The following is a 25,581-nucleotide window of genomic DNA, read 5'->3' as shown; positions in this document are numbered from 1 at the left end:
CTCGTGGGCTCGGACATGTTTATAAGAGATAGGCCCCCGTGTGGGGCAGGCGTCGCGCTCGGTGGTGAGTGCCCTGCTACTTGGAACCCTGCGGCACGTTCTCGAGGCGATCCAGCAGGGTGCGTGCCAAGGATTCCGACGACGCGGGATTCTGGCCGGTCAGCAGGTTGCCGTCGGTCTCGATGTGGACCGTCCACGGTTCGGCGAGGGTGACCTTGAACCCCGCCTGGGTGAGCCGATCCTGGAGGAGCCAGGGAGCTTTGTCGGCGAGCCCGGCCTGTTCCTCCTCGGCGTTGCTGAAGCCGGTCACCGTGCGGCCGGCGAACGCGTTGACTCCGTCGGAGTTGTTCGCCGCCAACAGGATCGCCGGACCGTGACAGACGATTCCGAGCGGCAGTTGCGCCTCGTCGGCCGCTATCAGCAGAGCTCCCGCGTCCGCGTCGACGGCCAGGTCCTCCATGGGTCCGTGGCCGCCCGGCACGAACACGGCGTCGTAGTCGGCGATGCGAACGTCGGTGAGCGCGATCGGCTTCTGCAGCTCCGGAGCGGTCTCCACGACGTGGCGGATCTCCGCGGCGCGCTCAGGTGTGCCGATGCTCTCGACCGCGAGGCTCGTCTCGTCGACCGGTGGCTTCGCGCCGTTCGGAGTGGCTACGGTCACCTTGTAGCCGGCTGCGCGGAACACTTCCAGCGGCGCGACGGCCTCCTCGGCCCAGAACCCGGTCTTGTGGCTCGAGCCGTCATTCAGCGTCCAGCTGCCGGCGCCGGTCATGATGAAGAGGATGTTGCGTGTCATCTGAACCTCCTGTGTCCAGGTAGACGGTGTCGGTCTCCGACCGCCAACGTAGAGAACAACCGCGTCTTCGGCCACGGCCCAGGTCAGGCCGGGGGAGACGGGTCAGGTCACGTCAAACCGGTGAGTTCCGCCGATCGCTGCCACAACCCGTCGATCAGCTTCTGGTCATGGGCCTGACGGTTCTCCCGACCATTGGCCTTGTGGCGATCGAAGTACACGCCGTTGACCGTCGGGTCGGCGCCGCGCTCGGCCAGGGCGATGAGCGGGGCGGCTCCCTGCTCGGGGGTGATGGTCACCAGGCGCGTCAGCGGAGACCGGTAGGCGAGCCCGACGAAGCGCGAGTCGCGGCCGAAGCTCGTCGCCGCCGGTCCGGGATGCACTGCGGCGGAATAGATCTTGTCACCGGTCCAGCGCTGCGCGATCCCGCGTGTGAACAGGATGTTCATCAGCTTGGCCGTACCGTAGGGCCGCATCGCGAGGGTCCGGCGCTTCTCGAAATCCAGGTCGTCGAGGTCGACCTTCCCGAAGAGGTTGCCGACGCTGGACGTGTTCAGGACGAGCGATTGCGGGGCCGCGGCCAGTCGATCCCGCAGGAGGTGGGTCAGCAGGAACGGCGCGAGGTGGTTGATCTGGAAGTTGGGTTCGTGCCCGTCGGACGTGCGGTGCGACGCGTCGAACGTCCCGCCTGCGTTATTCATCAGGACGTCGATGGTCCCGACGGCGGAGTTGATCTCGGCGGCGAGATCCCGCACCTCCGAGAGCGCGGAGAAGTCGGCGGTGAACTGCCGCGCACCGGTCTCGGCGGCGATCGGCGCGAGCTTCTTCGCCGAGCGTCCGACGAGGACGAGATCGGTGTCGGGTCCGGCCAGGGATCGCGCGGCAATTGCGCCGATCCCGTCGCTGGCGCCGGTGAGCACGATGGTGCGTTTCTGTCCGGACGGGGTGTCACTGGCCATCGGTCGTGCCCTCCGATCCGCCGACCGCGTGACCCTCGTCAGTGTGGTCGGCCGGTGGCTGCGCTCCGTCGTAAGACGCCTTGTCTTCCCGGATTCGGTCGGTCTCGCCGATCTCGGTGTCCCCTGCGGTGGGCAGTGCCGAGGCCGGCCCGCCATTCTCGTCGGGGTCGCTCCGCATGTCGGGGTCGGCCTTCACTTCGTCGTCGGTCGTGGTCCATGTGGGCTTCTCGTTGTCCGGCATCTCTCCACCTTGCCCCAAGACGCGGGATTTCACACCGCCCTTGACTTCAACTGAACTTGAGGTTGTGTGCTCGTCGTCGTGATCACACTCGACCCGGCGAGCCGGCGCATCGGCCTCATCCTCGTCGTCCCGACCCTCATGGTGATGCTCGACGTGACGGTCGTGACCGTCGCGCTCCCGCAACTGACCACCGAATTCGACGCGCCGCTGTCCAGCGTGCAGTGGGTGACCACCGCGTATGCACTGGCCCTTGTCGCGGTCATGCCGCTGTCGGCCTACGCCAGCAACCGCTTCGGCGGCCGACGGGTCTACTGCGCGTCCCTCCTGGTCTTCGTTCTCGGTTCGCTCCTCACCGCCCTGTCCTGGAACATCGGCAGTCTCATCGTGTTTCGTGCGCTCCAGGGGCTCGGTGGTGGGATGCTGCAACCCGTCGGCATGGCCATCGCGCTGCAGGCGGTGCCGGAGGCGCTGCGCGGACGGATGATGGCCATCCTCGGACTGCCCACCCTCGTCGGTCCCGTGCTCGGTCCGGTGCTGGGCGGCGTACTCGTCGACCACGGCAGCTGGCGCGTCGTCTTCGCGGTGAACGTGCCCCTCGGCCTGATTGCGGCAGTCCTGGCGTGGCGGTTCTTCCCCCGAACCGCCACGCGCCGCATGCCGCGCATCGACCTGCGAGCCGTGGCGGCGCTGTCACCGGGCGGGGCGTTCCTGGTTCTCGGCCTGTCCCGCGCCGGGGACACCGGGTCGCTGCTCGCGGCATCGATACTTGTCCCGGTCGGTATCGGCCTGGTCCTCCTGGGCTACTTCGTCCGACGATCGCTGCGCAGCCGCACGCCCGTCCTGGATCTCCGGTTGCTGGCGCACGCGCGTCTACGCGGTGGCGTCGTGGTGATGATCTTCTTCGCCGGGGCGTACTTCGGGTCGATGACGATCCTGCCCATCTACGTCCAGTCGGTCCGGTCCGATTCGGCCACGACCGCGGGCATGCTGTTCGTCCTCCCCGCGCTCCTGAGCGGCATCACTCTCCAGATCGCCACGCGGGTCGCCGATTCCGTGGACCCGCGACGGGTTGCGATGTGCGGCATCGTGCTGTCGACGACGGCGATGATTCTGATGGCCACGCTGCTCGACGAGTCGACCCCCTACCCGGCCGTCGTCGCGATCCTCGCTCTCATGGGGATCGGTGTCGGCGCGACGATGCTGCCCACCATGACGGCCGCCACCCGCGACCTCGAGGGCGCAGACACCCCGGGCGGCACGACCATCCTCACGACCTCGAACCAGTTCGCCGTCGCGCTGGCGTCGGCCGCGATCACGGCCACCATTGCGGCCCTGATGAACTCGCGCAGCACGGCGGTCGACCGGCGGGGAGTGGCAGGTGCGATGTCGTTGAGTCCCGCCGAACGCATCGACGCCGCGCCCGAGTTGGCCTCGGCGATCGCCGACACGTACCTCCTCACGGCCGGTCTTCTCGTGTGCGCCCTCCTCGCGGCCGTGTTCGTGATGCCGGGGCGGCGGACCCTTCGGGACGCTCGCAACCTCGCTCCTCAGGGGGCGGGGTGACGTGTTCGCTCCTCAGGGGCCGGATGGGCGGCTCGCCGCTTGTGAGTCCGGCTCAGGCGATGAACAGAATCCACCCGTAGACGAGCAGCCCGAAGACGAAGACCCCGGCGTAGGCCCAGCCGACCCAGATGGCGGCGGTGGCGAAGGGGAGACCCACCTCGCGACGCTGCCGGATCTGGGTGCGCGCACGGTATCCGAGGACCAGTCCCACGATGAAGGTGATCCCGAGGATCGACAACGCCAGGGCCCACAACGCCATCCGATTGACGCGCGGACCGGCACCGGACTGGGGAGCCACGCTGTCCTCCGAACTTTTGGCGGGTTCGACTGCTGAGTAGGCCTGGGTCGCCGGGGAGGCAGGGCCCGAGGTCTCGGTGTCCGGGCGGTCGGCGACAGCGGGTGTGCCGGCCGCGGCGGGACCGTCCACGACGCGCGTGTCGGGAGACGGATCGCCGGACAGCCCGACTGCCAGCCCGCCCGCACCCACCACCTGTGTCGCGTGATCGTCCCGGTCGGAATCCCGACCGGCGGAGTCGGGTCGTCCGCCCGGGGCTGCACCCGGCCGGGGCCCGGCGAAGGGTGGACGGGAGCCATCTGTGGGCCTATTGCCTTGTGGCGGAGCGCCTTTGGCGAACGGCACTCCTCCCGGGCCCGGGCGTTGACCGGGTGGGGGTCGGCGTCCGGGCGGACCGGATGGCATCGGCGGTCGCGGACCCGGGCCGGACGAATTGCCGCCTGGGCGTTGCACGGTGGGGTTTGCGCCCGCCACCGGCCCGGCCGGCACGGGCCCGGGGCCGCTCGGCCGCGGACGCGGCGCACCGGGCGGGTGCGGTCCCCCGGAGGGACCAGACGTCCCGAACGAGTCACCGCGCGGCGGGGCCGGTCGCCGGCCCGGCGGGGGCCCGGGTCTGGTGGGTGGTCGACCCCCCGGCGGCGGCGTGAAGTCACCGCGGGGCGCCGGCCGGCCGTCGGAACGGTCGGGAGCGTCGGCTCCCTGCGACGAGGTCGGCGAGCCCGCAGGTCGTGCGGGGGACCGTTCCCACGGCGCCGGGTTGCTCGTCGGTGCGGAGCTCTCGGGCGCCGACCAGGACTCGCGGGTCCGGTCGTCTGCGCCGCCGGACCCCGGCGGCGGGTTCGGGGAGCGCTCGTCGTCTGAGGTCACGAGACCAAATTACCCGTGCGTGGCGAGCGGCCCGGTGTCGCGTCGGCCGCGGCGGGTCACGAAGCCTGCGTCTCGGTGCTCTCGGCGAGCGCCTCGCGGACCTCCTCGATCCGCGGGACGGTCGGGGACACCGGGGCCACCACGCGTCGGGCGCGACGCAGCGAGCCGACGACGACGGCGGTGACGGACGCGGCGACCACACCCAGCGCGGTCAAGAGGTAGTTCTTGGACATGGGCTCAAGAGTGCCAGCCGGTGTGCGCCGCTGCCACCCCGCCCGGTGCATCTGCGCACCTCGGGGCCGTGTCCCGACCAGCGGATCCGGGTGAGTGGTTGGATGGAGGGATGACTACACCGAAAAGCTCCGCAGTCATCCACACCAATCGCGGCGACATCAAGGTCGACCTGTTCCCGAACCATGCACCCAAGACGGTCGAGAACTTCGTCGGGCTGGCCGACGGCAGCAAGGAATACAGCAAGCCCAACGCGTCCGGCGGCAACTCCGGCCCGTTCTTCGACGGCTCGGTCTTCCACCGCGTCATCTCCGGTTTCATGATCCAGGGCGGCGACCCGACCGGAACCGGCATGGGCGGCCCCGGCTACCAGTTCGGCGACGAGTTCCACCCGGAGCTGCAGTTCGACCGTCCGTACCTGCTCGCGATGGCCAACGCCGGCCCAGGTACCAACGGCTCGCAGTTCTTCATCACCGTCGGCCCGACCCCGCACCTCAACCGTCGCCACACCATCTTCGGTGAGGTCACCGATCCGGCTTCGCAGCAGGTCGTCGACGCGATCGCCACGACGTCGACCGACCGCAGCGACCGCCCGCTCGACGAGGTCGTCATCGAGAAGATCGAGGTCAACTGACCTCTCCGGAGCACACCGCCCCGCAGCGGGCGGTGTGTTACCGGCATCCCGACCGTCCCACCGGCTTGTCCTGCAGCCGGTGCGGACGGCCGGCGTGTCCCGAGTGCCTGCGTCCGGCATCGGTCGGCCAGCACTGTCTCGAATGCCTCCGCAACGACGGCGTGCAACGGTCGCCGTCGCTCGGCGGCCCACGCCGCGGTGTCCCCGTGATGGCGCGCACCCGCACGGCCCCGACGCAGCCCTACGCCACCTACGCGATGATCGCGGTCAACCTGCTGATCTTTGCCCTGTGTGTACTCCAGGCCGGCGTGGGCGATCCCGGCGGTGCGGCGATCTTCGGCGCCGGCGACCTCCTCAAGAGCGACGTCGCGACCGGCGAGTACTGGCGACTCCTCACCGCGGGCTTCCTGCATTTCAGCGTCATGCACGTGGCCGTCAACATGCTGTCGCTCTACATCCTCGGCCGCGATCTCGAACTCGCCCTCGGTATCGGCCGATACCTGGCCGTCTACCTGATCGCACTGCTCGGCGGCAGCGCTGCCGTCATGCTCTTCGAGGACGACCGCGCCCTGACCGCCGGAGCCTCCGGAGCCATCTACGGACTCATGGGCGCGATGCTCGTGATCATCCTCAAGGCCCGCGTGTCCCCGGTCCCGGTTCTGCTCATCATCGGCTTCAACGTGGTGCTGTCGTTCTCACTGCCGGGCATCTCGGTCCTCGGGCATCTCGGCGGGCTCGCCTTCGGAGCGGCCGCCACCGCGGCGATCGTGTACCTCCCCGACGCCGTGCTGCCCGCGGGTCGTCGGACTCCCCAGGCCGCGAGTCGCGTCGGCTGGATCGCGCTCGCCGCACTGTTCCTCGTGGCGCTGGGGCTCGGCATCGGCGCGGGCGTCGCGTACGACGGGCTCGTCTACATCCGCTGAGCTACGGCGCGACCTACCCCTCGTCGACGACGAAGCCGGCGTCGCGCAGCGCGTCGACCACGGTCGGCAGGTCGGTCCCGAGGTCCCAGCGGCTGAAGACCACGAGTCGGGTGTCGTCGCGAGGGCCGACGCCGCGGTCGTGCGCGGTCGTGCCGGCTGCGTCGTCGTCGAGAACGTCGATCTCCAACTGTCCGACCCGCCGGCCGACCCGACGGATCGACAGCGTCCGAATCCGTTCGATGCGTTCTGGGGGGTACGTCCGTTGGCCTCGCAAGGTCCCGAGGACCAGAGCGGGGTTCGGACCCGATGTGATGGCCAGTCGGGGACGCACCAGCAGGGTGTAGGCGCCGAGCACGAGAAGGAGAATCCCGGCGACGCCCATCAGGACCATGCCGGCCGGATCGGCAGCGGCGACGACCGCCGCCACCACCAACGCGACGCCGCCGAGGCAGCCGGCCAGACCGGCGCCGACGGGGGTCGCCCACGCATGTGTGTAAGAGACCTCGGAGTTATCCACAGGAGTTACTCACAGTGGGGATGACTTACACACATGTGATTTCCACAGTGTGGATAACTTACACGCGTGTGTTTCAGCAGCTCAGCGCATTCGACACGCGAACGACCGCCGGCGTCTACCGCCAACGCATCGTCATCAACAGGCCCGCCACCATCAGCGAGAAACCGATCAGGAAGTTCCACGAGTTGAGTTCGGCCATCCAGTGCAGGACCTGGCCCTCGCCGCCGTACGCGGTGGGCGTGGCGGCCAGGTAGTAGACGACGAGCCAGGCGAGACCCAGCACCATCAGGCCGAGCATGACGCCTACATAGATGGTGCTCGAAGGGCCGGCCTTGACCTTGACCGGCGTCCGGCTGGCCGGGTTGATGGTGTAATCGGTCTTCTTCCGGACTTTTGACTTCGGCATGACTTCCTCCGTTGTGCGGCACCGTCGGGGCGGTCGTACGCGGGCGGGAGAAGGTGAGCTCGTCCCCGCCACTGGCAAACACTCGAGATCTACGGTATCTCACCAGGTCGCCGACGCCGACCACCCGCTTCGGCGGTAGCCTTTCTCGCGTGAGTCGCATTCTGGTGGTCGACAACTACGACAGCTTCGTCTACAACCTGGTCCAGTACTTGGGCCAGCTGGGCGTCGAGGCCGTCGTGTGGCGCAACGACGACCCGCAACTCTCCCCGGCCGATCCCGACCATCTGCGCGAGGCCGTTGCCGGATTCGACGGCGTCCTCCTCAGCCCCGGTCCCGGCACGCCCCAGCGGGCCGGGGCGACGATGCCGATGGTCCGTGTCGCCGCCGAACAAGAACTGCCACTGCTGGGTGTGTGCCTGGGACATCAGGCGATCGGTGCGGCGTTCGGCGGCACCGTCGACCGCGCACCCGAACTCCTGCACGGCAAGACCTCACTGGTCTTCCACGATGACGCCGGCGTGCTCGAAGGACTGCCGGATCCGTTCACCGCCACGCGCTATCACTCGCTGACGGTGCTCCCCGAGACGATCCCCGACGAACTCGTCGTCACCGGACGCACCGAGTCGGGCATCGTGATGGCGATGGCCCACCGTGAACTACCCATCCACGGCGTGCAGTTCCACCCGGAGAGCGTCCTAACCCAGGGCGGTCACCGGATGCTCGCCAACTGGCTCAAGACATGCGGGATCGAGATCGACGAGACCCGCGTGGCCGCCCTCGAAGCCGAGATGGCGACCGCGGTCGGCTGACTTCGGCGGCGAGGTCACCGAAGTGGTTTCGACTCGGCTCCTCGCTCCGCTCGGTGCCGGCTCAACCAGCGGAGACTCGGCTCCTCGACCTCGACGCGCTCCTTCGTCGCTTGCTCGGCCCGGCGGCTCCGCTCGGTGCCGGCTCAACCAGCGGTGAAGCTCAGTTGGGCAGCAGGCTCGCCTGGCCGACGATGATCGTGATCGAACCGCTCTTGCGGGCCTGGGACCCGGGATTCGGCTCCTGGCCGACGACGCGACCGTCGTCGGGGCTGCCGAGCGGCACGTTGCGGGTCTGCCGCGTCAGCGTCGACCGCTCCCAGCCGGCCCGCTCGAGATCGGCCTGGGCCTCGGCGGGCGTCTTGCCCCGGAGATTCGGGACGGTGAAGAGGTTGCCCCGCGACACGCTGATCTGCACGGTGCTGCCCTGCTCGGTGGTCGACCCGGGACCCGGTGAGGTGCTGATGACCTCTCCGGCCGGACGCTCGGAGTCGGCCGCGACCACGACGACCATCATCCCGAGCTCTTCCAGCACGGCTCGTGCCTGACTCTCGGACATGCCGACGACATCGCGGACCGTCACCTCGCGCGGGCCGTTGCCGACGTTGACGACGACCGCACCGTTGACCGGGACCTCGGCGCCGACGGCCGGTGCCGTCGAGACCACCTTGTCCTTCATCTCGGTCGTCGAGTCCACGCGGTCGGTTCGCACGTTGGTGAACCCGAGCACCTTGAGCTGATCCAACGCCTCGGCCGGCGTCTTGCCCACGAGATCCGACGGCAATCGAACACGCTGAGGACCCGTCGAGACATAGAGCGCGACCTCGGAGCCCTCGGCCGCCATCACGCCCTCACCCGGGGTCGACCGTGTGGCGAGACCGACACCGACGTCGAGGCTCGGTTCCTCCAGCACGCGGACCTCGAAGCCGGCCCGTTCCAGCGAGGCCTGCGCGTCGTCGGAGCTGAGTCCGGAGACCGCCGGCACCGACACCTGCGGCGCCGACCCCGAACCCCACGGTGACCACAGGAAGAGACCTCCGACGAGCACCACGACGGCGAGCAGCGCGCCGGCCATGAGGAGCCGTGAGCGGCGTCGGGGTGTCTCCTCGGTGTCCTCGTCACGCCGGTGGTTTCCGCCGTTGCCGTTCGAGGTGCGGCCCGCGATCGGCCGACGCGGACCGGTCGTCTCCGTCCGGGTGGGCCGGCGCGGTCCGGTGTCGATGAACTCGGTGCGTTCCTCGTCCGAGAGCAGCATCGGCGCCGACGGTTTGCCACCGGCGAGCACCCGGATCAGATCGGCGCGCAGGTCGGCCGCTGATTGATACCGGTTGTCCTTGTTCTTGCTCATCGCCTTCAGGACGACGGAATCGAGTTCGCGTGGGATCTCCGGCCGGACGTGCGACGGCCACGGGGGATCCTCGTGCACGTGCTGGTGTGCCACCGCCACCGGCGAGTCCCCGGTGAACGGCGGCTCACCGGTGAGCAGCTCGAAGAGCACGCACCCCATCGAGTAGATGTCGCTGCGCGGGTCGACCTTGATGCCACGGGCCTGTTCGGGCGACAGGTACTGCGCCGTACCCATGACCGCGGACGTCTGGGTCATCGTCGACGTCGAGTCGCTCATCGCGCGGGCGATGCCGAAGTCCATGACCTTGACGGCGCCGGACTTGTCGATCATCACGTTCGCCGGCTTCATGTCCCGGTGGACGATGCCGTTGCGGTGCGAGAAGTCCATCGCCGCGGCGACATCGGCCATCCACGTCATCGCCTGTCGCGGCGAGATCGGACCGTTGGCGCGCAACACATCCCGCAGGGTGTCACCGTCGACGTACTCCATCACGATGAACGGCAACGGGCCGTCCTCGGTCTCGGCCTCGCCGGTGTCGAAGACCTGCACGATCGTGGGGTGGTTCAGCTTCGCGGCGTTCTGGGCCTCGCGGCGGAACCGGAGATAGAACGACGGGTCACGGGCGAGGTCGGCACGCAGCACCTTCACCGCGACGTCGCGGTGCAGCAGCAGGTCGCGCGCATAGTGCACCTCGGACATGCCACCGAAACCCAGCGTTTCGCCGAGTTCGTAGCGGTCGGAGAGGTGGTGTGGTGTCGACATCGGCCTCGGTGGTTGCCCCTCAGGATCTGTGGTCAGAACGGGTCATTCGGAAACTATCGGCTCAAACGCACGGCTCGTACACGCAGGTACCATCAGCACAGCGGTGAGAACGGTACGCCGGGGAAACACGGGGTTCCGGTGGCGGCACCGGGGTCCGGCGGCGGCTCGGAGGTGTCGGTCTGCTGACGCGGCGTGGTCGTCTCCGTCGACGTCTCTTCGCTGGTCGTCTCTTCGCTGGTGGTCGTACGGGTCGTACGTCGAGTCGTGGTCGGCTCGTCGGGCTCCTCGGTCGGTTCCACCGCGGTCGTGGTCTCGACGACCGTCGTCGACGGCGGCGGTGGTGTCGCCGCGTCCCCGTTCCCGCTGTTCACCAGATAGAACCCGATGAGCCCGATGGCACCGACGAGAAGGGCGGCCGCGATGCCGGCCAGGACCTTCTGACCGGTGGTCCAGCTGTTGTCCGGCGGCGGTGGCGCCACCGCGGTCCGCGACGTCGGCCGAGGGGTCACCGGCCGCGAGGCCGCACCCGTCGGGGTGGCCCCACGAGCGACTGCGGCGCCGAGCGCGGCGGCTCCCGCTGCGCCTGCCGCGGCACCGGCGATCGCGCCCGGTCGCGGCGGACGCCGCCCGGCACGCACGGCGGCGACCGCGTCGGCGAACTCGCCACCGTTCGCGTAACGCTGCCGCGGATCCTTGGCCATCGTGATCTCGATGAGCTCGCGGACCCCGGACGGCAGGTTCGTCGGCAGGGGTGGCGGTGCCTCCCGGATGTGCTTCATCGCGACGGTGATCGCACCGTCGCCGAGGAACGGACGACGCCCGGTGAGGGCCTCGTAGCCGACGACGCCGAGCGAGTAGACGTCCGACGCCGCGGTCGCCTCGTCGCCGGTGGCCTGCTCCGGGGAGATGTATTGCGCGGTCCCCATGACCATCCCGGTCTTGGTGACCGGGGCGGAGTCGACGGCCTTGGCGATGCCGAAGTCGGTGATCTTCACCTGGCCGACGGGGGTGATCAGGATGTTGCCGGGTTTGACGTCGCGGTGGACGAGTCCCTGGCTGTGCGCGGCCTGCAGGGCGCGGCCGGTCTGCTCGAGCATGTCGAGGGTGTTGGTCAGCGACAACCGCCCGAGGCGGGAGATCACCGAGTTCAGGGGCTCACCGTCGACGAGCTCCATCACCAGGTACGCGAGCGGGTCGCCGCCGTTGTAATCCGGGGTCTCGCCGTAGTCGAAGACGTTCGCGATCCCGGGGTTGTTCAGCTTCGCGGTGGTCTGGGCCTCCGCGCGGAACCGCGCGATGAACTCCGGATCACTGGTGTACTCGGCCTTGAGGACCTTCACCGCGACCCGACGATTGAGGCGCGTGTCGAGCGCCTCCCACACCTGGCCCATGCCGCCCGTGGCGATCAGGCGGATGAGCCGATACCGGTCGCCGATGGTGGTGCCGTTCTGCAGGCTCATCGACTGCCACCTCCCACCAGTGAGTTGATCACTTCTCGTCCGATCGGCGCCGCGACGGTCCCACCGACCGAGTCCGCGCCGAATTGTCCATTCTCCACCACGACGGCCACCGCGATCTGTGCGTTCGACGACGGTCCGAAGGCGATGTACCAGGAGAACGGAGTGTCCGTGCTCGATCCGCTCTCCGCCGTACCGGTCTTCGACGCAATCGACACCGGGCCGCCCGCGCCGGCCGTCGACCGCTCCGACTCGATCATCATCGACGTCAGTTCGGCGGCCTGCTCGGGCGTGATCGGCTTGTTGGCCGTCGTCGGCGGTGTGGTCTGCAGGGTCCGCAGATCTGCGGCCTGCAACTTGTCGACCAGGTACGGCTGCATGCGCACACCTCCGTTGGCCACCGTCGCGGCGATCATCGCGTTCTGTAGCGGGGTGAGCCGGACGTCACGCTGGCCGATCGACGCCTGTGCGAGGACGTCGAGGGACGGGATCTGCCCGACCGTCGAGTCGACGACGGGCATCGGGATGTCGGGGCCGGGCTGATCGAGGCCGAACAGACTCGCGGTCTCGGTGAACTTGGGGATCGCGTCGGACATCTTCTCGGTCACCAGTTCGGCGAAGGCGGTGTTGCACGAGTACTTGAACGCCGTCTCGAGCGACACGGTTCCGCCCGACGACCCGGGGCAGGTCTCGCCGCCGTAGTTCGGGAGAGACACGTCGGTGCCCGGCAACGGGAAGGTCGGAGCTGCGGTGAGGCGGATGCCCGGGGTGATGTTGTCGCGCAGGGCCGCGGCGGAGGTGACGACCTTGAAGGTCGAGCCGGGCGGGTAGAGCTGGCTGATCGCACGGTTGAGCATCGGCTGCGCGGTGTCACCGGGCCGGTTCCACGCCTCCCAGCTGCTCTCCCGGACCTCCTGGTCGTGGCTCGCGAGCCGGTTGGGGTCGTAGCTCGGCGTCGAGACCATCGCCAGGATCTTGCCGGTGTTCGGCTGCAACGCCACGACGGCCCCGCGGCACGGACCGTCGCACGGCCCGTTGAGCATGGCCTGGTACGCGGCCTGCTGCACCTTGGGGTTGATCGTCGTGACGACGTTGCCGCCGCGCGGGTCGCGCCCGGAGAACATGTCCATGAACCGCTGACCGAAGAGTCGGTCGTCGGATCCGTTCAGGATGCTGTTCTCGTAGTGCTCGATCTGGCTGGCCAGGTACTGGAACGAGTAGAAACCGGTGACCGGGGCGAACGCCTCGGCGCCCTCCCGCGGGTACTGGCGCAAGAACTTCAGGCGGCTCTCGATCGGCACCGACAGCGCGATCACCGTGCCGTCGGCGGTCGTGATCAGGCCGCGCTGCCGGGAGTACTCGTCGAGCAGCACCCGATTGTTGCGGGGGTCGGTCTTGAGGGCGTCGGCCTTGAACACCTGCACGTAGGTGGCGTTGGCGAGCAGGGCGATGATCATCACGATCACCGCCATCGACACATTGCGGATCGGCTTGTTCATCGACGCTTCACCACCTGCGTCGGCAGTGCCTCGACGGGCTTGGCGGCGGGACGCTTCTTCCCGGGATCGGGTTCCCGCGCGGCGTTCGAGATCCGGATGAGCAACGCGACCAGGATGTAGTTGGCCAGCAGCGACGATCCGCCGTAGGACAGGAACGGCGTCGTGAGACCCGTCAGCGGGATCAGCTTGGTGACGCCGCCGACGACGACGAAGATCTGCATCGCGATGGTGAACGCCAGGCCGGTCGCTAGCAGTTTGCCGAAGCTGTCACGGACGGCGATGCCGGTCCGCAGACCGCGGTGGATGAAGATCATGTACAGCAGCAGGATCGCGGTGAGGCCGGCCAGGCCGAGTTCCTCGCCGATGGTCGAGATGATGAAGTCGGTGTTGGCGAACGGCACGATGTTGGGCCGGCCCGAACCGAGTCCGGTGCCGAACAGTCCGCCCGTGGCCAGACCGAACAGGCTCTGCCCGATCTGGTAGCCCGAGCCGTCGAAGTCCTCGAAGGGGTTCAGCCACACCGAGACCCGGGTCTGCAGGTGCGAGAAGATCGACCACGCGAAGACCGCGCCGATCGCGAAGAGCCCGATGCCCAGCACCAGCCACTCGACGCGCGAGGTGGCCACGTAGAGCATCGTCAGGATGGTCGCGAAGATCAGCAGCGACGTACCCAGGTCTTTCTGGACCACCATGACGGCGATGGCGATGGCCCAGGCAGCCAGCAGCGGACCGAGGTCACGGGCGCGCGGGAGGTCGACACCGAGCACGTGCGGACCGGCGGTGATGAACAGATCACGCTTGGAGACCAGCACCGCGGCCGCGAAGATGATGATCAGGATCTTGGAGAACTCACTGGGCTGGATCGAGAAGAACGGCGTGATGATCCAGTTCTTCGACCCGTTGATCTCCGAGAACGCGCTGGGCAGGATCGCCGGGATGATCAAGAAGACCAGTCCGCCGAGGCCGAGCGTGTAGGCGTACCGCGAGAGCGTGCGGTGGTCGCGGATGAGGATGAGCACCGCGGAGAACGCCACGATGCCCAGCACTGCCCACAGCAACTGCTGATCGGCGTTGCGGGTCGCCTCGGTGGCGTTCACCGACTCCCCGGTGTTGCCCGTGCCGAGGTCGAGACGATGGATCAGGACCAGGCCGAGACCGTTCAGGACGGCCACGACGGGCAGCATTATCGGATCGGCGTGGGGTGCGTAGCGGCGAACCACCAGATGGGCGACCCCGAACAGTGCGGTGTACGCGGCGACGTACTTGAGGATGTCCCAGGTCAGGTTCTGGCCCTGGGCGGCTTGGACGATGAGCAGCGCCACCGTCACCAGGCCGATGGCGAATCCCAGGAGCAGCAGTTCGGCGTTGCGGCCGGTGCTCGTGGCGGGTTGGCGTGGCGGGGCGTGCGGGGCGGGCGCGGCTTGAGTCATCTCACCTGCTGCCGGCAGCTCGTGACGGCGTCCTGGTCAGGTGCGGGCGTGTCGGCCGGCCCGGCGTTGCCGGTGGACGGTGCCACCGATTCAGTGGCGCCCTGCTGCGGGATGCCCGGTGCCGGCGCCGCGGTGGCGCGGGGTGCCGGGGCGGACGGATCGGTGCTCGGCGTCGACTCCGACGGTGCCGGTGCCGGGGGAGTCGGCGCGGGGGAGGGCGACGAGGGTGCGTTGTCGCAGCGGAAGGTGAGCTCGTCGGTGACGACGCCTTGGATCTGTTCCTCGCTCTTGTTCCGGATCATCACGTTCTTGACCGACTGGGCAGGACCCGACACCAGGTCGTCGACGTTGAGCGGGAACTCGCAGGAGGCGTCGTAGGAGATGAACGTGTAGCTCGGTTCCGCCTGGTCGAGATCTTCGACGCAGACGCGCTGCACCGGGTTGCTCATCGACAGGAAGAAGACCTTCTCCGGTGAACCCTGGTAGATGAGCACATCGCCGGTGTCGTCGGCGGCCACGTAGTAGTTGCTGCGCACGATGGCGCGGACGACGAAGATGCCGACGACGAGCGCGGCGATCACGGCCAGCGCGACTCCGGCGACGATCCAGCGGCGGTACTTGCTCTTCTGCTTGGCGGGGGGCTCGTCCTCGGTCAGCACCGTCGGACGCTGCGGTTCGGCAGGCGGCGGGCGTAGTGCCGCGGCGCGTCCCGCGGCGGTGGCGGGATCGGGGGTGTAGATCTCCTCGTTGCCGCCGGCGGCCCCGCCGACGATCGGTCGCGAATCGCCGTACTGGGTGTCGACGACGTCGGCGAGGACGACGGTCACGTTGTCGGGGCCGCCGCCGCGCAGTGCGAGCTCGATGAGGCGGTCCGCGCACTCCTTGGGGTCAGCGATGGAGCCGAGGGTCTCGGCGATGGTGTCCTCGGTCACGACGTCTGACAGGCCGTCGCTGCAGAGCATGTACCGGTCACCCGCGCGCGCTTCCCGCATGGTGAGAGTCGGCTCGACCTCGGTGCCGGTCAGTGCGCGCATGATCAGCGAACGCTGCGGGTGGGTGTGTGCCTGTTCGGCGGTGATCCGACCTTCGTCGACGAGGGTCTGGACGAACGTGTCGTCGCGGGTGATCTGGGTCAGGGCACCGTCGCGATACATGTAGCCGCGAGAATCGCCGATGTGGCACAACCCGATTCGGCTACCGGCGAAGAGGATCGCGGTGAGCGTGGTGCCCATGCCGTCGAGTTCGGGTGACTCCTGCACCTGCGCGGCGATCGCCTCGTTGCCGGCTCGGGTGGCGCTGTCGAGCTGGGTGAGCAGGTCGCCGCCGGGCTCGTCGTCGTCGAGCGTGCTCAGCGCGCGGATGACCAGTTGGCTGGCGACTTCGCCGGCCGCGTGGCCGCCCATGCCGTCGGCGAGTGCGAGCAGGCGCGGACCCGCGTAGAAGGAGTCCTCGTTGTTGGACCGAACGAGACCGCGGTCGCTGCGCGCGATGTAGCGCAACACAAGTGTCACGGGCGCAACTCGATCACGGTCTTGCCGATGCGGATCGGCGTGTTCAGCGGCACCTTGACCGCGGTTGTCACCTTGGAACGATCGAGGTAGGTGCCGTTGGTGGAGCCGAGGTCTTCGACGTACCAGTCGTCGCCGCGTCGCGAGAGCCGCGCGTGCCGTTCGGAGGCGTAGTCGTCGGTGAGCACGAGCGTCGAGTCGTCCGCGCGTCCGAGCAGGACCGGTTGCTGGCCGAGGCTGATCCGTGTGTTCGCCAGTGCACCGTGGGTCACCACGAGGTAGCGGGCCGCGCCGCGGACGCCACCACCGCGGCGTCGTTTCTCCGAGCCGCCCGAGTACCGGGGCATACGCAGACCGCCGGCCGACGCGATGTCGGCGCGCAGGGTGCGGATCACGGCGAAGACGAACAACCAGAGCAACAACAGGAACCCGATGCGGGTCAGTTGCAGCACCAAGCCCTGCATGTCGTGTTCACCTCCAGCGCGTTCCGTCTCGGTCGGGTCGTACCCGCGGCAGCAGTCGTCGGGCCGCCGATCGAAAGGAGCGGACCCGACTGCATCTTATGGGCAGATCCGCCGAACCCGGTCATTCGGATATGACAGTTCAGTATCAACCGGCCGGAGTGGTCTCTGGCCGGTGTCGACTGCCGCGCGCCCGCGGTGGGCGTGCGCTCGGCGTATGCGGGTCTACTGGAACCGGACGGTGATGTCGGAGTGTCCGACGCGGATGCGGTCGCCGTCGGCGAGTTCCCAGGTGTTCACCTGGAGATCGTTGACGGTGGTGCCGTTGGTCGAGTTGAGGTCGGTGAGCATGGCGGTCGCGCCGTCCCAGCGGATCTCCACGTGACGGCGCGAAACGCCGGTGTCGGGCAGACGGAACTGCGCGTCCTGTCCGCGGCCGATCACATTGGATCCCTCGTGCAGCTGGAAGGTGCGGTTGCTGCCGTCTTCGAGCAGCAGCGTGATCGACGACGGGGCGTACCCCGCTGCCGGCCGGCCCGCGCCGTAACCCTGGTCGTACCCGCCCTGGTAGTCGTACCCGGCGGGCTGCTGACCGTAGGCCTGCTGGCCGTAGCCCTGCTGCTCATAGCCCTGCTGGCCGTAACCCTGGTCGTAGGCGGGCTGCTGGCCGTAGCCCTGCTGGTCGTATCCCTGCTGTCCGTAGCCGGGCTGCTGGCCATAGCCCTGGTCGTAGCCGGGTTGTTGGCCGTAGCCCTGCTGGTCGTATCCCTGCTGTCCGTAGCCGGGCTGCTGGCCATACGCCTGCTGGTCGTAGCCCTGCTGGCTGTAACCCTGCTGTCCGTAGCCGGGCTGCTGGCCGTAACCCTGGTCGTAGCCTTGCTGGCCGTAACCCTGCTGGTCGTATCCCTGGTCGTAACCGGGCTGCTGACCGTACTGGTCGTAGCCCTGCTGGCCGTAACCCTGGTCGCCCTGCTGTCCCGATCCCTGGCCGTACTGGTCGTACGCGGGATCGGCGCCCCTGCGCTGGTCGTATCCGGGATTCTGAGTCATCTTGGGGGCTCCTTGGTCGGGGGCGTCGGTAGGTGGGGGAACAGGGGCCGGGCGTCCGGCCGGTGGGCCGGGGACCGGTGCACCGTGCGGCTGTTCCGAACGTGCTGCCACCGGGCGGGGCCGCGCGTCCGGGTTGACCGTGCCGCGTGCGCGGAAGATCCCCGTGTGCAAGGACGGCGATTGCTCGAACTCTACGACGACCTTGCCGTAGGTCTGCCACCCGTTGTCCTTGATGAAGTTTTCCAAATGCTTCGAGAAAGTCTTGCGGTTCAGCTCGTATTCCGCAGCGATGTGCTGATGATCGGTGGGACTGAACAGCAGGGTGTAGCTGTTGGCCGCAAGGACCGTACCGTCACCGAGGTTCTCGAGCGACTCCTCGGCTTCTCGCTGTAGCCCGTTCTCGATCTCCTGCGGGGCCACCTGACCACCGAAGACACGGGCAAAACCGTCGTCAACTGCACCTTCGAGCTTGCGTTCCAGTCGTTGCAGGATCCCCACCGAGACCTCCTTTCGCGGCAATAGAGCGTGTCGCCGTGCATCTGGCCTTGTTTGATGATAGCGACATCAACGGCCAACTGTGCCACCAAGGCAACTGGTGCACCGTCTGCAACACCTGTCCCATTGGTGTGTATTCGGCATCTGACGTAACCCGACGTACTGCACAAATGCAACGTCGGAGATCGAGTTTTGTTTCGGTGGCGGCGTGCTGCTATCGTCGTCCAGTCGCCGGACACACCCAGTTCGACGACATGCCCACCGGAACTCCGGTGGCCACGGGCGAGTGGCGGAATGGCAGACGCGCTGGCTTCAGGTGCCAGTGTCCTTCGGGACGTGGGGGTTCAAGTCCCCCTTCGCCCACCAGAGCAGAGCTCATGAAAAAGGTCAGGTCGCATGCGACCTGACCTTTTTCGTCGGTGTGGATCGTGTCAGACCCGCCGCACCGGAGGCGGGGTCCAGGCCCCGGTGAGCGCCGCCCGTTGTGGCGCGTACAGGCGCAACGTCACACCCAGCGGCCCGCGGGGGGTGGGCAACCAGTTGTCGACGAGCTCCGGCCCGGGGTTGACGTGCTGGAGGTACAGGTCCAAAGAGCCGTCGGCGTTGAACCGCAAGTTGTCGCGGTCGCCGATCGCGAACCGGTCGATCTCGTTCCCGACCTGGTAGCCCTCGGCGTCGTACATGGTCACCGACCAGAACGCGTCGACCGGGGGTAGTTCTCCGGCGGCGAAGTGAAGTCGGTAGTCGTGTTCACCGGACAGCGGTTGACCATCGGAGTCGGTCAACAACAGCGGGTAGATGGCGTCTTCGGGCGGATTCGCGCCCAGCCCCACCAGAGTCACCTGTGATCGCGCCAGATAGTCGTTGCCGTACACCCCGATCGATTTCGTGACCACTTCCCAGCCGTTGGCGACCGTGCCGAGGCGCATGACATCGCCGATGGACGCGAGAGCCGACTTCGCTCCCCGTTCGATCTCGGCGATCTCGTCCGAGCCGAAGCGACTCGCGTCGAAGCTGCGGCCGGGGACGAGTCCGAGTCCGGCGATCCGCATCAGCACGGAGTTGTCGGTGGCGTGCGGTGGGACGACCCTCAACACCTCGGCCGCCCGGGTGAAGAACTCGACGGCCGACATCGCGTTCACGATGCGCAGCGGCTCGGCAGTCGGGTCCACCGGTTCCTCGGATGAGGTGGTCGGCGACCCCAGAGCAGTCACCGACAGACCCTTCTGGAACTCGTTGACCGACGCGTAGTCGGCGGGCCCGTTGGTCTGGGTGCGGCCGATCACCCAGACGTAGGGAGTCGGCGCCACGATCACCTCGGCGTCGTCGATCTGCGAGGTGTCGTGCTCCCGCAGGGCGACGACGTACCGCTGAGGGCCGGTGCCGCTGGTTCGTTTGCCAGGGGAGGCGAAGACGTCGGTCCACATGTCCAGCATCGGCATCATGTAATAGCGGTCTTGACTGTCGGGGATCTCGATGATGACCGGGCCCCCGGTCAGATCCAGCCAGGCCGACGAATACAGCGTGTCGAAGTTCGGCCGGACCACCGCGCGGAAATCGGCCGACGGGAACTCCGACAAATGGTGGAACTGATTGGCGGGTCCGAAGCCCGGACGGTCGGACGCGCCGGGAGCCGTCTGTTGGCGACGACTGACGTCCATCGTCACGAGTGAGTAGAGGTAGGTGTACGCGTCCGCACTGAGAGACGCGAGGTCGTCGGACAACCGTGTCATGACGAAACTCCTTGTGTGAGTCGGCTACACGCCGGGTGGCAATGCTCCTCGATCAGGCGAGTGCTTTGGCCTTGAGCGCGGAGAATTCGTTGTCGTCGATCGCGCCGGAGTCCAAGAGCGCTTTCGCGTCGGCGATCTGCTCGGCGGACGACTTCGGACCGACCGACCGGATGTAGTCGTCGGTCTGCTGCTGTAGTTGCCGCTGCGCGTCGAGAGCGCGGGTGTGCATGCCGCTGCCGCGGGCGATGAGGTACACGAGCGCGGACAGGAACGGCACGAAGACCAGCGCCACGACCCATACCGCCTTCCACCAGCCGGACAACTCACGGTCGCGGAACAGGTCGGTGAGGATGGTGAACAAAATCATCAGGTAAGCGACGAACGCGAAGATCACCAGCGTGTACCAGATGAAATCCCAGAACGAATCCCACATGAATTCTCTCCTTCGGGCCAGGTTCAGAACAGGATGAGTGTCGGCAGCCGGGAGGCAGGTACCCGGAGTCGGGATGACGTCTTCGGGTGCCGATCGGATCACCCGCCTCGTATGAGTTCCGGCAGTCGGGAGGTCACCGTGAGACGCGGCATGTATCGCGGCTCAGTTGTGTCCCTCGGGTGATGGCGGTGTCTCGGATTTGTTGTGCGGCAGCGTCATTTGGGCAGCGAGGCCTCGGGCGTATCGGTCGACCAGATCCGCGGATGCCGGGTGCGGGAGCACCCGGACGACGGGATGACCGATGACGGCCCGACGGCCGGACCGGCCGGGACGAAGGGGCATGAGATCTCCGGTGGTCGACGAATGCTGCTCTCGATGCTCCTTCGTCGTCGTCGAGCCGTCGTCATTCGAACCGGACGATTTCTACGCGCGCGCTCGTGTCGCCGCGACTACTATTTGCGGCACCCTCATGACGTCGGTCCGAGGGAATCGACGAAGGGCAGCGAGGTGAACGACGCGAGCCGACGCCTCCCCCCGTCTCTTCGGCTTCGCATCTCCCGTCCCGAGCTTCCTCCGGGATTCGTCCCGCGGCCCCGGCTCGACACGCACCTGCTACCTCGGGGACCGCGCCACGTCACCGTCGTCGCGGCGGGACCCGGATACGGCAAGACACTTGCGGTCGCAGCTCACCTCGCCGCCCGCGGCGACCGGCACCGGGCGGTGTGGCTGGCCGTCAGCGACATCGACGGATTGTCGACGTTCTGGGGTGACCTTCTCGGTGCACTGACCGCAGCGCATGTCCTGGCCGGTGGCTCGTTCTCCGAGATGGTGCCCGGCAACGACTTGGGGCCCGCCGAGGTCGGCCTCATCGCCGACGCCCTTGCGTCGCATCCGGAGCCGCTGACCATCGTCCTCGACGATGTCCAGCGAATCACTGATCGCGACGTGCTGGAGTCGATCGCGCATTTCATCGCGGCGCAGCCCGACCAGGTCCATCTGGTGGTCATCTCGCGCACGACGCCACGTCTCCACCTGCGACGACTGCAACTCGACGGGCGTCTCACCGAGGTCGGCGCAGACCTGCTGACGATGACCAGGGGGGAGGTGGGTCAGTTCGCCGAGCTCGCCGGCGCAGAACCCATGTCCGACGACGATCTGGTCGGCTTCTGGGTCCGCACCGAAGGCTGGGCGGCGGGTGTACGACTCGCGCTGCTGAGTGCGGGATCCTCGGGACTAGGCGCTTGGTTGAAGAGAGGACCCGATCGGCTGATCGCGTCCTACCTGTTGGAGGAAGTCCTCGAACAGATCCCGCCGACGGACCGCAAGTTCCTGCTGGCGACCAGCGTCGCGGAGGCGCTTGATCCGGCACTGGCCGGGGCGATCACGTTACGACCAGACTGCCGCCGAATCCTCGAATCGCTGGCCGACGCGAACCTGTTCACCGTTCGAATGGAAGGTCGCCGGGACTGGTATGCCTACCACCCGCTGTTCCGGCAGTTGTTGGCCGAGCGGCTGGCCGCCGAGAGTCCGGACGCGCCCGCCGAACTGCATCGTCGGGCGGCGGCCTGGTTCGGTCGTACCGGTGACCCGATCTCGGCGATCCGGCATCTGGCGTCGGCGCAGGATTGGGCCGGGCTCCTGGAGGTCCTGGGTGGATCCGCAGTTCCGCTCGTGCTGTCCCCGCACGCGGGTGAGCTGGCGGCCGCGTTGCGGCCCGCGGTCGAGCACGCAGCGCGACAACCCACTGCCGAGACGCTTCTCGCCTCCGTGATCGCCTCGTTCCACGACCGGGATTTCAGCGTCATGTTCCATTACGCGGAGGCGGCCTCCGACGCGGTGGCGCGACGTGAGGACGTGAAGACGGCTGCCGCGGAGATCATCCTGGCGCTCGCGGCCATGGTGCGCGCCCGGGCCGAGGCCGTCGACGACGTGGTGTCCCGATGCGAAGCAGTGTCGAGGGTGGCGACCTCACCATCGGGCAGCACCCTGCCTGCGGCTCCGGCCTACGCGTTGATCGCTCGTGCGAACCGTGCCATGGGACTGGTCCACCGCGGTGACTTCGGCGGGGCCGCGGCCGAACTGGAGGGCGCGCACGCGGCCGCGGAGGCGGCCGGGATGGCGTTGATGGCGATGGCGACGCAGGCGCACCTGGCGTTGACCGATCTGATCGTCGGAGATCTGCCACGAACGGCCGACCGCGTTGCGACCGTCGAATCGACTGCCCGGCGCCGCGGTTGGACGCAGCAACCCCAGATGATGGCGATGTATGCGGCGCAGACGCTGCTCCTGCTGGAACGTCACGAGCTCGATGTCGCCGACGCCGCCATCGACGCGGCTCGCCGAATTGTCGGGCAGGCCCCCGACAGTGCGGCGTTGTTGCTGGTGGAGATCGCGTCGGTGGGCGTCGCCGTCTCGCGTCGGGACGCGTTCGCGGCGCGGGCGGCCCAGCGTCGGATGGCGGTGGTCGTCGAACGATGTGGCCCGCTGCCGCCGCTCCTGCGCAGTTGGTGTGCCGTGGTCGCGGCGGAAGTGGCCATCCTCGCAGGTGACGCCGCTTCGGTCGCGCGGGCACCGTTCGATGATGGCCACGACTTCTCGGGTACGCGATCGGTCGGCGCCTACCCGGATGTGCTCCGGCGAACCACTCGTGCCAGGGCCTTCTTTGAGCTCGGCAGGCCGGCTGACACGATTGCGCAGTTGGGCCGGTTGACCGACTACGCGCCGTTCCGGTTGCAGGCGGTCGACGCCGGGGTGCTGTGGGCGGTCGCGGCTCATCAACTCCGTCGTGAATCCGATGCGCTCGATCAGATGGCTGCTGCGGTCGCGCTGGCGGCCGAGGTCGGTCAGGTCCGTCCGTTCGCGGCGATGGGCGAACCCGCACGGGTGCTGCTCGCCCGGCATGTCCGGATCGCCGGACCGCACGTCGATCTCGGTTTCGCTCTCGATCTGCTCGGAGTCCTCGGCGACGATGCCCCGCAGACCGGCGATCTCGACGTCGCCGAACCGGTCGGCGAAGCGTTGACCGAACGCGAGTTGGTGATTCTCCGGTACCTGCCGACGATGTACAAGGCGGCAGAGATCGCCGCGGATCTGTTCGTGTCGGTCAACACGGTCAAGACCCACCAGCAGGCGATCTACCGCAAGTTGGGGGTGTCGTCGCGCCGGGATGCCGTCGACCGTGCCAGAGAACATAACCTGTTGTAGCGCAGTCGATGACGAAGTCGTTCACGACGACTCCCTGGCGGCGCGCAGCGATGCGACGATGGCTCGTTCAGGTATTCGTCCGTGCGCGGTGACGTGACCGCCGGCCGACGCCACCGCCGAGAAGAACGATGCGGTGCAGATGTACTCCCAGACGATGGCGAGACCGGAGCCGCCCGGTGAGATGGCCATGGCGAGGTTCTCGACGTCCTCGAGGGAGAGCAACTCGATCATGGAACTGCCGAGTGAGTCGAGCTCGTCCAGGTCAGAGTCCTCGAATTCCGCAATCGCGACGGTTCCGTCCGCGCGGCGGCTGACGACGAGCAGATCCAGCACCCGGACGAGGTGGTTGTCGACCAGCCCGGCGAGTTCGACGTGCACGTACCTGTCTACGGACGATGCACCCGCCGGGAGTTCCACCACGACGTAGTCGACCGGGCCGAGCTCTCTGGTCATCGTCACTCCTTCCGCGTTGTGAGGAGAGTGTGCGCGGCAGGACGGGCGATGTCGTCATGCTGAATGGGTGAGCGACGCCAGTTCTGGCGGTCGCGACGAACCGGAGGTGATCCATGGACAAGGCCCGCGACCGCGACCTCGATGGTCGCGCCCGTCAGGCCCGACCGCGCGACGAGTTGGGCAGGCCGCTGCCGTATGGCGCGCAGGGCGTCGAACCGGTGTCCGAGGAACCGTTGCCACCCGATGAGACGATCGCACTCGCGTGCCAGTTGCTCGAAGAGGGCCGGCCGTTCTCGGCGCACGAGGTGTTCGAGACCCGGTGGAAGTCGTGTCCGCCGGAGGAGCGGCCGCTGTGGCAGGGACTCGCGCAACTCTGCGTGGGGCTGACGCACCACCGTCGGGGTAACGCTGTCGGCGCCCGCCGACTTTACGACCGGGCGGCTGCGCGGCTGGAGGAGTACGAGCAGTCTCACGGACTGACGTACGGCATGGACCTCGAGGCGATCCGCGACCGTGCGTTCGCGGAGATCAACTCCGACCCCGCCTGAATCGGGTCACACCGTTCGGTAACGCAGCAGCGAGACGCCCAGCTCGAAACTCTTGGTGTCGACGAGCCGCAGTGTCGGGATCTCCAGGCCGTCCGGGAACAGACGCCGTCCCGACCCCTGGACGGTCGGGTAGACGAAAAGCCGGTACTCGTCGACCAGACCGGCTTCGATCAGCGTGTGGCAGAGGCTGATGCTGCCGGTCACGACGATGTCCTTGCCGTCGGCGTTCTTCAGTGCGGTCACCTCGTCGACGACATCGCCGGACAGCACCGTCGAGTTCTGCCACTCCGGGTCGGCCATCGTGCTCGACACCACGTACTTGTCGACAGTGTTGAGATAGTCGGTGATCCCGGTGGCGTCGTCGGTCTGGTGCGGCCAGAACCCGCGGAAGTCCTCGAAGGTCTGCCGGCCGACGAGCAGCGCATCGGCCTCGGCGTCCTGCCGGTGGGACTCGGCCATGAGGTCCGGTGCCTCGACGGTCGGGTCGAACCAGTTGGTCAGCATCTCGATCGAACCGTCGAGCGTCATGTTCTGGGTGATCGCCAGCGTGCGCATGCTTCTCCCTGGGGTCGTTGACGTGGTCTCCCAGATACCGACCGGCGGGCCGGTCGATAGTCATCGGAACGGCACGCTGTTAGCGCGGCGTCATCTCGACGATGGCGAGTGGGCGTGTCGTCTTATTCTGATAGCCGGCGTAGCGACCCTTGTTGACTTCGTCGACGAGAACGAAGCGCCGGGCGTAGTCCGGGTCGTCCGGGTAGGTCGCCCGCGCGGTGACCTGAATCCGACGACGACCCACCTGGACTTCGACGTTGGGGTGCGCTTTGAGGTTGGCGAGCCACCACCAGGTAGGCCTCGCCGTCGCGCGCATAGGTGAGCGCATTGCACCTCGCCTCACCGGTGCGGCGGCCGATCGTGCGCAGCAGCAGCGTGGGATTGCCCATCAGCAGCCGGTGGCCGACGAG

The 25,581-nt window shown here is 67.9% G+C and carries 24 protein-coding genes, 1 tRNA gene and 1 pseudogene; 7 read left to right on the top strand and 19 right to left on the bottom strand.

Features of this window, described 5'->3' with window-relative positions; translation table 11 throughout:
- Positions 1–76: 76 nt before the first annotated feature.
- From M4D77_RS17070 to M4D77_RS17060, 3 genes are all read right to left on the bottom strand, one after another.
- Entirely contained in the window at positions 77–796 is a 720-nt protein-coding gene (locus M4D77_RS17070) for a type 1 glutamine amidotransferase domain-containing protein (RefSeq protein ID WP_058253007.1), read from the bottom strand.
- A 107-nt stretch (positions 797–903) separates the two neighbouring features.
- Positions 904–1,752, bottom strand: a complete 849-nt coding sequence (locus tag M4D77_RS17065) for an SDR family NAD(P)-dependent oxidoreductase (RefSeq protein ID WP_068970750.1) — start codon at positions 1,750–1,752, stop codon at positions 904–906.
- A complete protein-coding gene (locus M4D77_RS17060; protein ID WP_068970751.1) occupies positions 1,742–1,993 on the bottom strand; it encodes a hypothetical protein in 252 nt (83 codons plus the stop codon). The genes M4D77_RS17065 and M4D77_RS17060 overlap by 11 nt, the downstream gene beginning before the upstream one ends.
- 78 nt (positions 1,994–2,071) lie before the next feature.
- On the opposite strand from M4D77_RS17060, the gene M4D77_RS17055 reads away from it, so the two are divergent.
- Positions 2,072–3,556, top strand: a complete 1,485-nt coding sequence (locus tag M4D77_RS17055; RefSeq protein ID WP_226512007.1) for a DHA2 family efflux MFS transporter permease subunit — start codon at positions 2,072–2,074, stop codon at positions 3,554–3,556.
- 52 nt (positions 3,557–3,608) lie between these two features.
- Here the strand turns inward: M4D77_RS17055 and M4D77_RS17050 are convergent, their stop codons facing one another.
- Both M4D77_RS17050 and M4D77_RS17040 read right to left on the bottom strand, forming a co-directional pair.
- Positions 3,609–4,046, bottom strand: a complete 438-nt coding sequence (locus M4D77_RS17050) for a DUF4190 domain-containing protein (RefSeq protein ID WP_259936778.1) — start codon at positions 4,044–4,046, stop codon at positions 3,609–3,611.
- 728 nt (positions 4,047–4,774) lie between these two features.
- Entirely contained in the window at positions 4,775–4,951 is a 177-nt protein-coding gene (locus M4D77_RS17040) for a hypothetical protein (protein WP_259936776.1), read from the bottom strand.
- A 110-nt stretch (positions 4,952–5,061) separates the two neighbouring features.
- Here M4D77_RS17040 and M4D77_RS17035 point away from each other — a divergent pair, with 110 nt between their 5' ends.
- Both M4D77_RS17035 and M4D77_RS17030 read left to right on the top strand, forming a co-directional pair.
- A complete protein-coding gene (locus M4D77_RS17035) occupies positions 5,062–5,583 on the top strand; it encodes a peptidylprolyl isomerase (RefSeq protein WP_058253011.1) in 522 nt (173 codons plus the stop codon).
- A 209-nt stretch (positions 5,584–5,792) separates the two neighbouring features.
- Complete coding sequence (locus M4D77_RS17030) at positions 5,793–6,506, top strand: rhomboid family intramembrane serine protease (RefSeq protein ID WP_259936775.1); 714 nt, start codon at positions 5,793–5,795, stop codon at positions 6,504–6,506.
- Positions 6,507–6,519: 13 nt separating this feature from the next.
- On the opposite strand, the gene M4D77_RS17025 is transcribed toward M4D77_RS17030, so the two are convergent.
- A complete protein-coding gene (locus tag M4D77_RS17025) occupies positions 6,520–7,023 on the bottom strand; it encodes a PH domain-containing protein (protein ID WP_159369729.1) in 504 nt (167 codons plus the stop codon).
- 115 nt (positions 7,024–7,138) lie between these two features.
- On the bottom strand, positions 7,139–7,429 hold the full coding sequence (gene crgA, locus M4D77_RS17020; protein WP_010843022.1) for a cell division protein CrgA: 291 nt from the start codon (positions 7,427–7,429) through the stop codon (positions 7,139–7,141).
- Positions 7,430–7,578: 149 nt separating this feature from the next.
- On the opposite strand from crgA, the gene M4D77_RS17015 reads away from it, so the two are divergent.
- The gene (locus M4D77_RS17015; protein WP_065630654.1) at positions 7,579–8,238 is read left to right on the top strand and encodes an aminodeoxychorismate/anthranilate synthase component II; all 660 of its coding nucleotides are present in this window, start codon (positions 7,579–7,581) and stop codon (positions 8,236–8,238) included.
- A 160-nt stretch (positions 8,239–8,398) separates the two neighbouring features.
- Here the strand turns inward: M4D77_RS17015 and pknB are convergent, their stop codons facing one another.
- The 7 genes from pknB to M4D77_RS16980 form a co-directional block, all read right to left on the bottom strand.
- A complete protein-coding gene (gene pknB / locus M4D77_RS17010) occupies positions 8,399–10,345 on the bottom strand; it encodes a Stk1 family PASTA domain-containing Ser/Thr kinase (RefSeq protein ID WP_259936774.1) in 1,947 nt (648 codons plus the stop codon).
- A gap of 92 nt (positions 10,346–10,437) precedes the next feature.
- Positions 10,438–11,805 (bottom strand): protein kinase domain-containing protein, encoded by a 1,368-nt coding sequence (locus M4D77_RS17005; protein WP_259936773.1) that lies wholly within the window; start codon positions 11,803–11,805, stop codon positions 10,438–10,440.
- Positions 11,802–13,301, bottom strand: coding sequence for a penicillin-binding protein 2 (locus tag M4D77_RS17000; RefSeq protein WP_065630651.1), 1,500 nt, complete (start codon positions 13,299–13,301; stop codon positions 11,802–11,804). Before M4D77_RS17000 ends, M4D77_RS17005 begins: the two co-directional genes overlap by 4 nt.
- Positions 13,298–14,731: an FtsW/RodA/SpoVE family cell cycle protein gene (locus M4D77_RS16995; RefSeq protein WP_065630650.1), complete on the bottom strand. Its 1,434-nt coding sequence runs from the start codon at positions 14,729–14,731 to the stop codon at positions 13,298–13,300. The genes M4D77_RS17000 and M4D77_RS16995 overlap by 4 nt, the downstream gene beginning before the upstream one ends.
- Positions 14,728–16,242, bottom strand: coding sequence for a PP2C family serine/threonine-protein phosphatase (locus M4D77_RS16990; RefSeq protein WP_068971405.1), 1,515 nt, complete (start codon positions 16,240–16,242; stop codon positions 14,728–14,730). The genes M4D77_RS16995 and M4D77_RS16990 overlap by 4 nt, the downstream gene beginning before the upstream one ends.
- A complete protein-coding gene (locus M4D77_RS16985) occupies positions 16,239–16,703 on the bottom strand; it encodes an FHA domain-containing protein (RefSeq protein WP_058253019.1) in 465 nt (154 codons plus the stop codon). The genes M4D77_RS16990 and M4D77_RS16985 overlap by 4 nt, the downstream gene beginning before the upstream one ends.
- Before the next feature lie 222 nt (positions 16,704–16,925).
- The gene (locus M4D77_RS16980) at positions 16,926–18,248 is read right to left on the bottom strand and encodes a DUF3662 and FHA domain-containing protein (protein ID WP_259936772.1); all 1,323 of its coding nucleotides are present in this window, start codon (positions 18,246–18,248) and stop codon (positions 16,926–16,928) included.
- 277 nt (positions 18,249–18,525) lie between these two features.
- On the opposite strand from M4D77_RS16980, the gene M4D77_RS16975 reads away from it, so the two are divergent.
- Positions 18,526–18,611: transfer RNA gene (locus M4D77_RS16975), tRNA-Leu, on the top strand.
- A 65-nt stretch (positions 18,612–18,676) separates the two neighbouring features.
- Here the strand turns inward: M4D77_RS16975 and M4D77_RS16970 are convergent.
- Both M4D77_RS16970 and M4D77_RS16965 read right to left on the bottom strand, forming a co-directional pair.
- Complete coding sequence (locus tag M4D77_RS16970) at positions 18,677–19,978, bottom strand: DUF1254 domain-containing protein (RefSeq protein ID WP_068970526.1); 1,302 nt, start codon at positions 19,976–19,978, stop codon at positions 18,677–18,679.
- Positions 19,979–20,030: 52 nt separating this feature from the next.
- Positions 20,031–20,411, bottom strand: coding sequence for an SHOCT domain-containing protein (locus tag M4D77_RS16965; RefSeq protein ID WP_068970527.1), 381 nt, complete (start codon positions 20,409–20,411; stop codon positions 20,031–20,033).
- 507 nt (positions 20,412–20,918) lie between these two features.
- On the opposite strand from M4D77_RS16965, the gene M4D77_RS23810 reads away from it, so the two are divergent.
- Positions 20,919–23,615: a LuxR C-terminal-related transcriptional regulator gene (locus tag M4D77_RS23810; protein WP_277244425.1), complete on the top strand. Its 2,697-nt coding sequence runs from the start codon at positions 20,919–20,921 to the stop codon at positions 23,613–23,615.
- 21 nt (positions 23,616–23,636) lie between these two features.
- On the opposite strand, the gene M4D77_RS16950 is transcribed toward M4D77_RS23810, so the two are convergent.
- Entirely contained in the window at positions 23,637–24,068 is a 432-nt protein-coding gene (locus tag M4D77_RS16950) for a DUF6325 family protein (protein WP_068970529.1), read from the bottom strand.
- 113 nt (positions 24,069–24,181) lie between these two features.
- Between M4D77_RS16950 and M4D77_RS16945 the strand changes: the two genes are divergently transcribed.
- Positions 24,182–24,616 (top strand): DUF309 domain-containing protein, encoded by a 435-nt coding sequence (locus M4D77_RS16945; RefSeq protein WP_259936771.1) that lies wholly within the window; start codon positions 24,182–24,184, stop codon positions 24,614–24,616.
- 6 nt (positions 24,617–24,622) lie between these two features.
- Here M4D77_RS16945 and M4D77_RS16940 read toward each other — a convergent pair whose 3' ends face one another.
- Both M4D77_RS16940 and M4D77_RS16935 read right to left on the bottom strand, forming a co-directional pair.
- Positions 24,623–25,171: a dihydrofolate reductase family protein gene (locus tag M4D77_RS16940; protein WP_259936770.1), complete on the bottom strand. Its 549-nt coding sequence runs from the start codon at positions 25,169–25,171 to the stop codon at positions 24,623–24,625.
- Positions 25,172–25,250: 79 nt separating this feature from the next.
- Positions 25,251–25,581, bottom strand: a pseudogene (locus M4D77_RS16935) (nitroreductase/quinone reductase family protein); the annotation flags it as partial.

This window comes from Gordonia sp. p3-SID1431 (assembly GCF_025143765.1).
In the GTDB taxonomy this organism is placed as follows: Bacteria; Actinomycetota; Actinomycetes; order Mycobacteriales; family Mycobacteriaceae; genus Gordonia; species Gordonia hongkongensis.
Note: the sequence above shows the minus strand (reverse complement) of the source record. Positions and strands in the feature narration are given on the sequence as shown.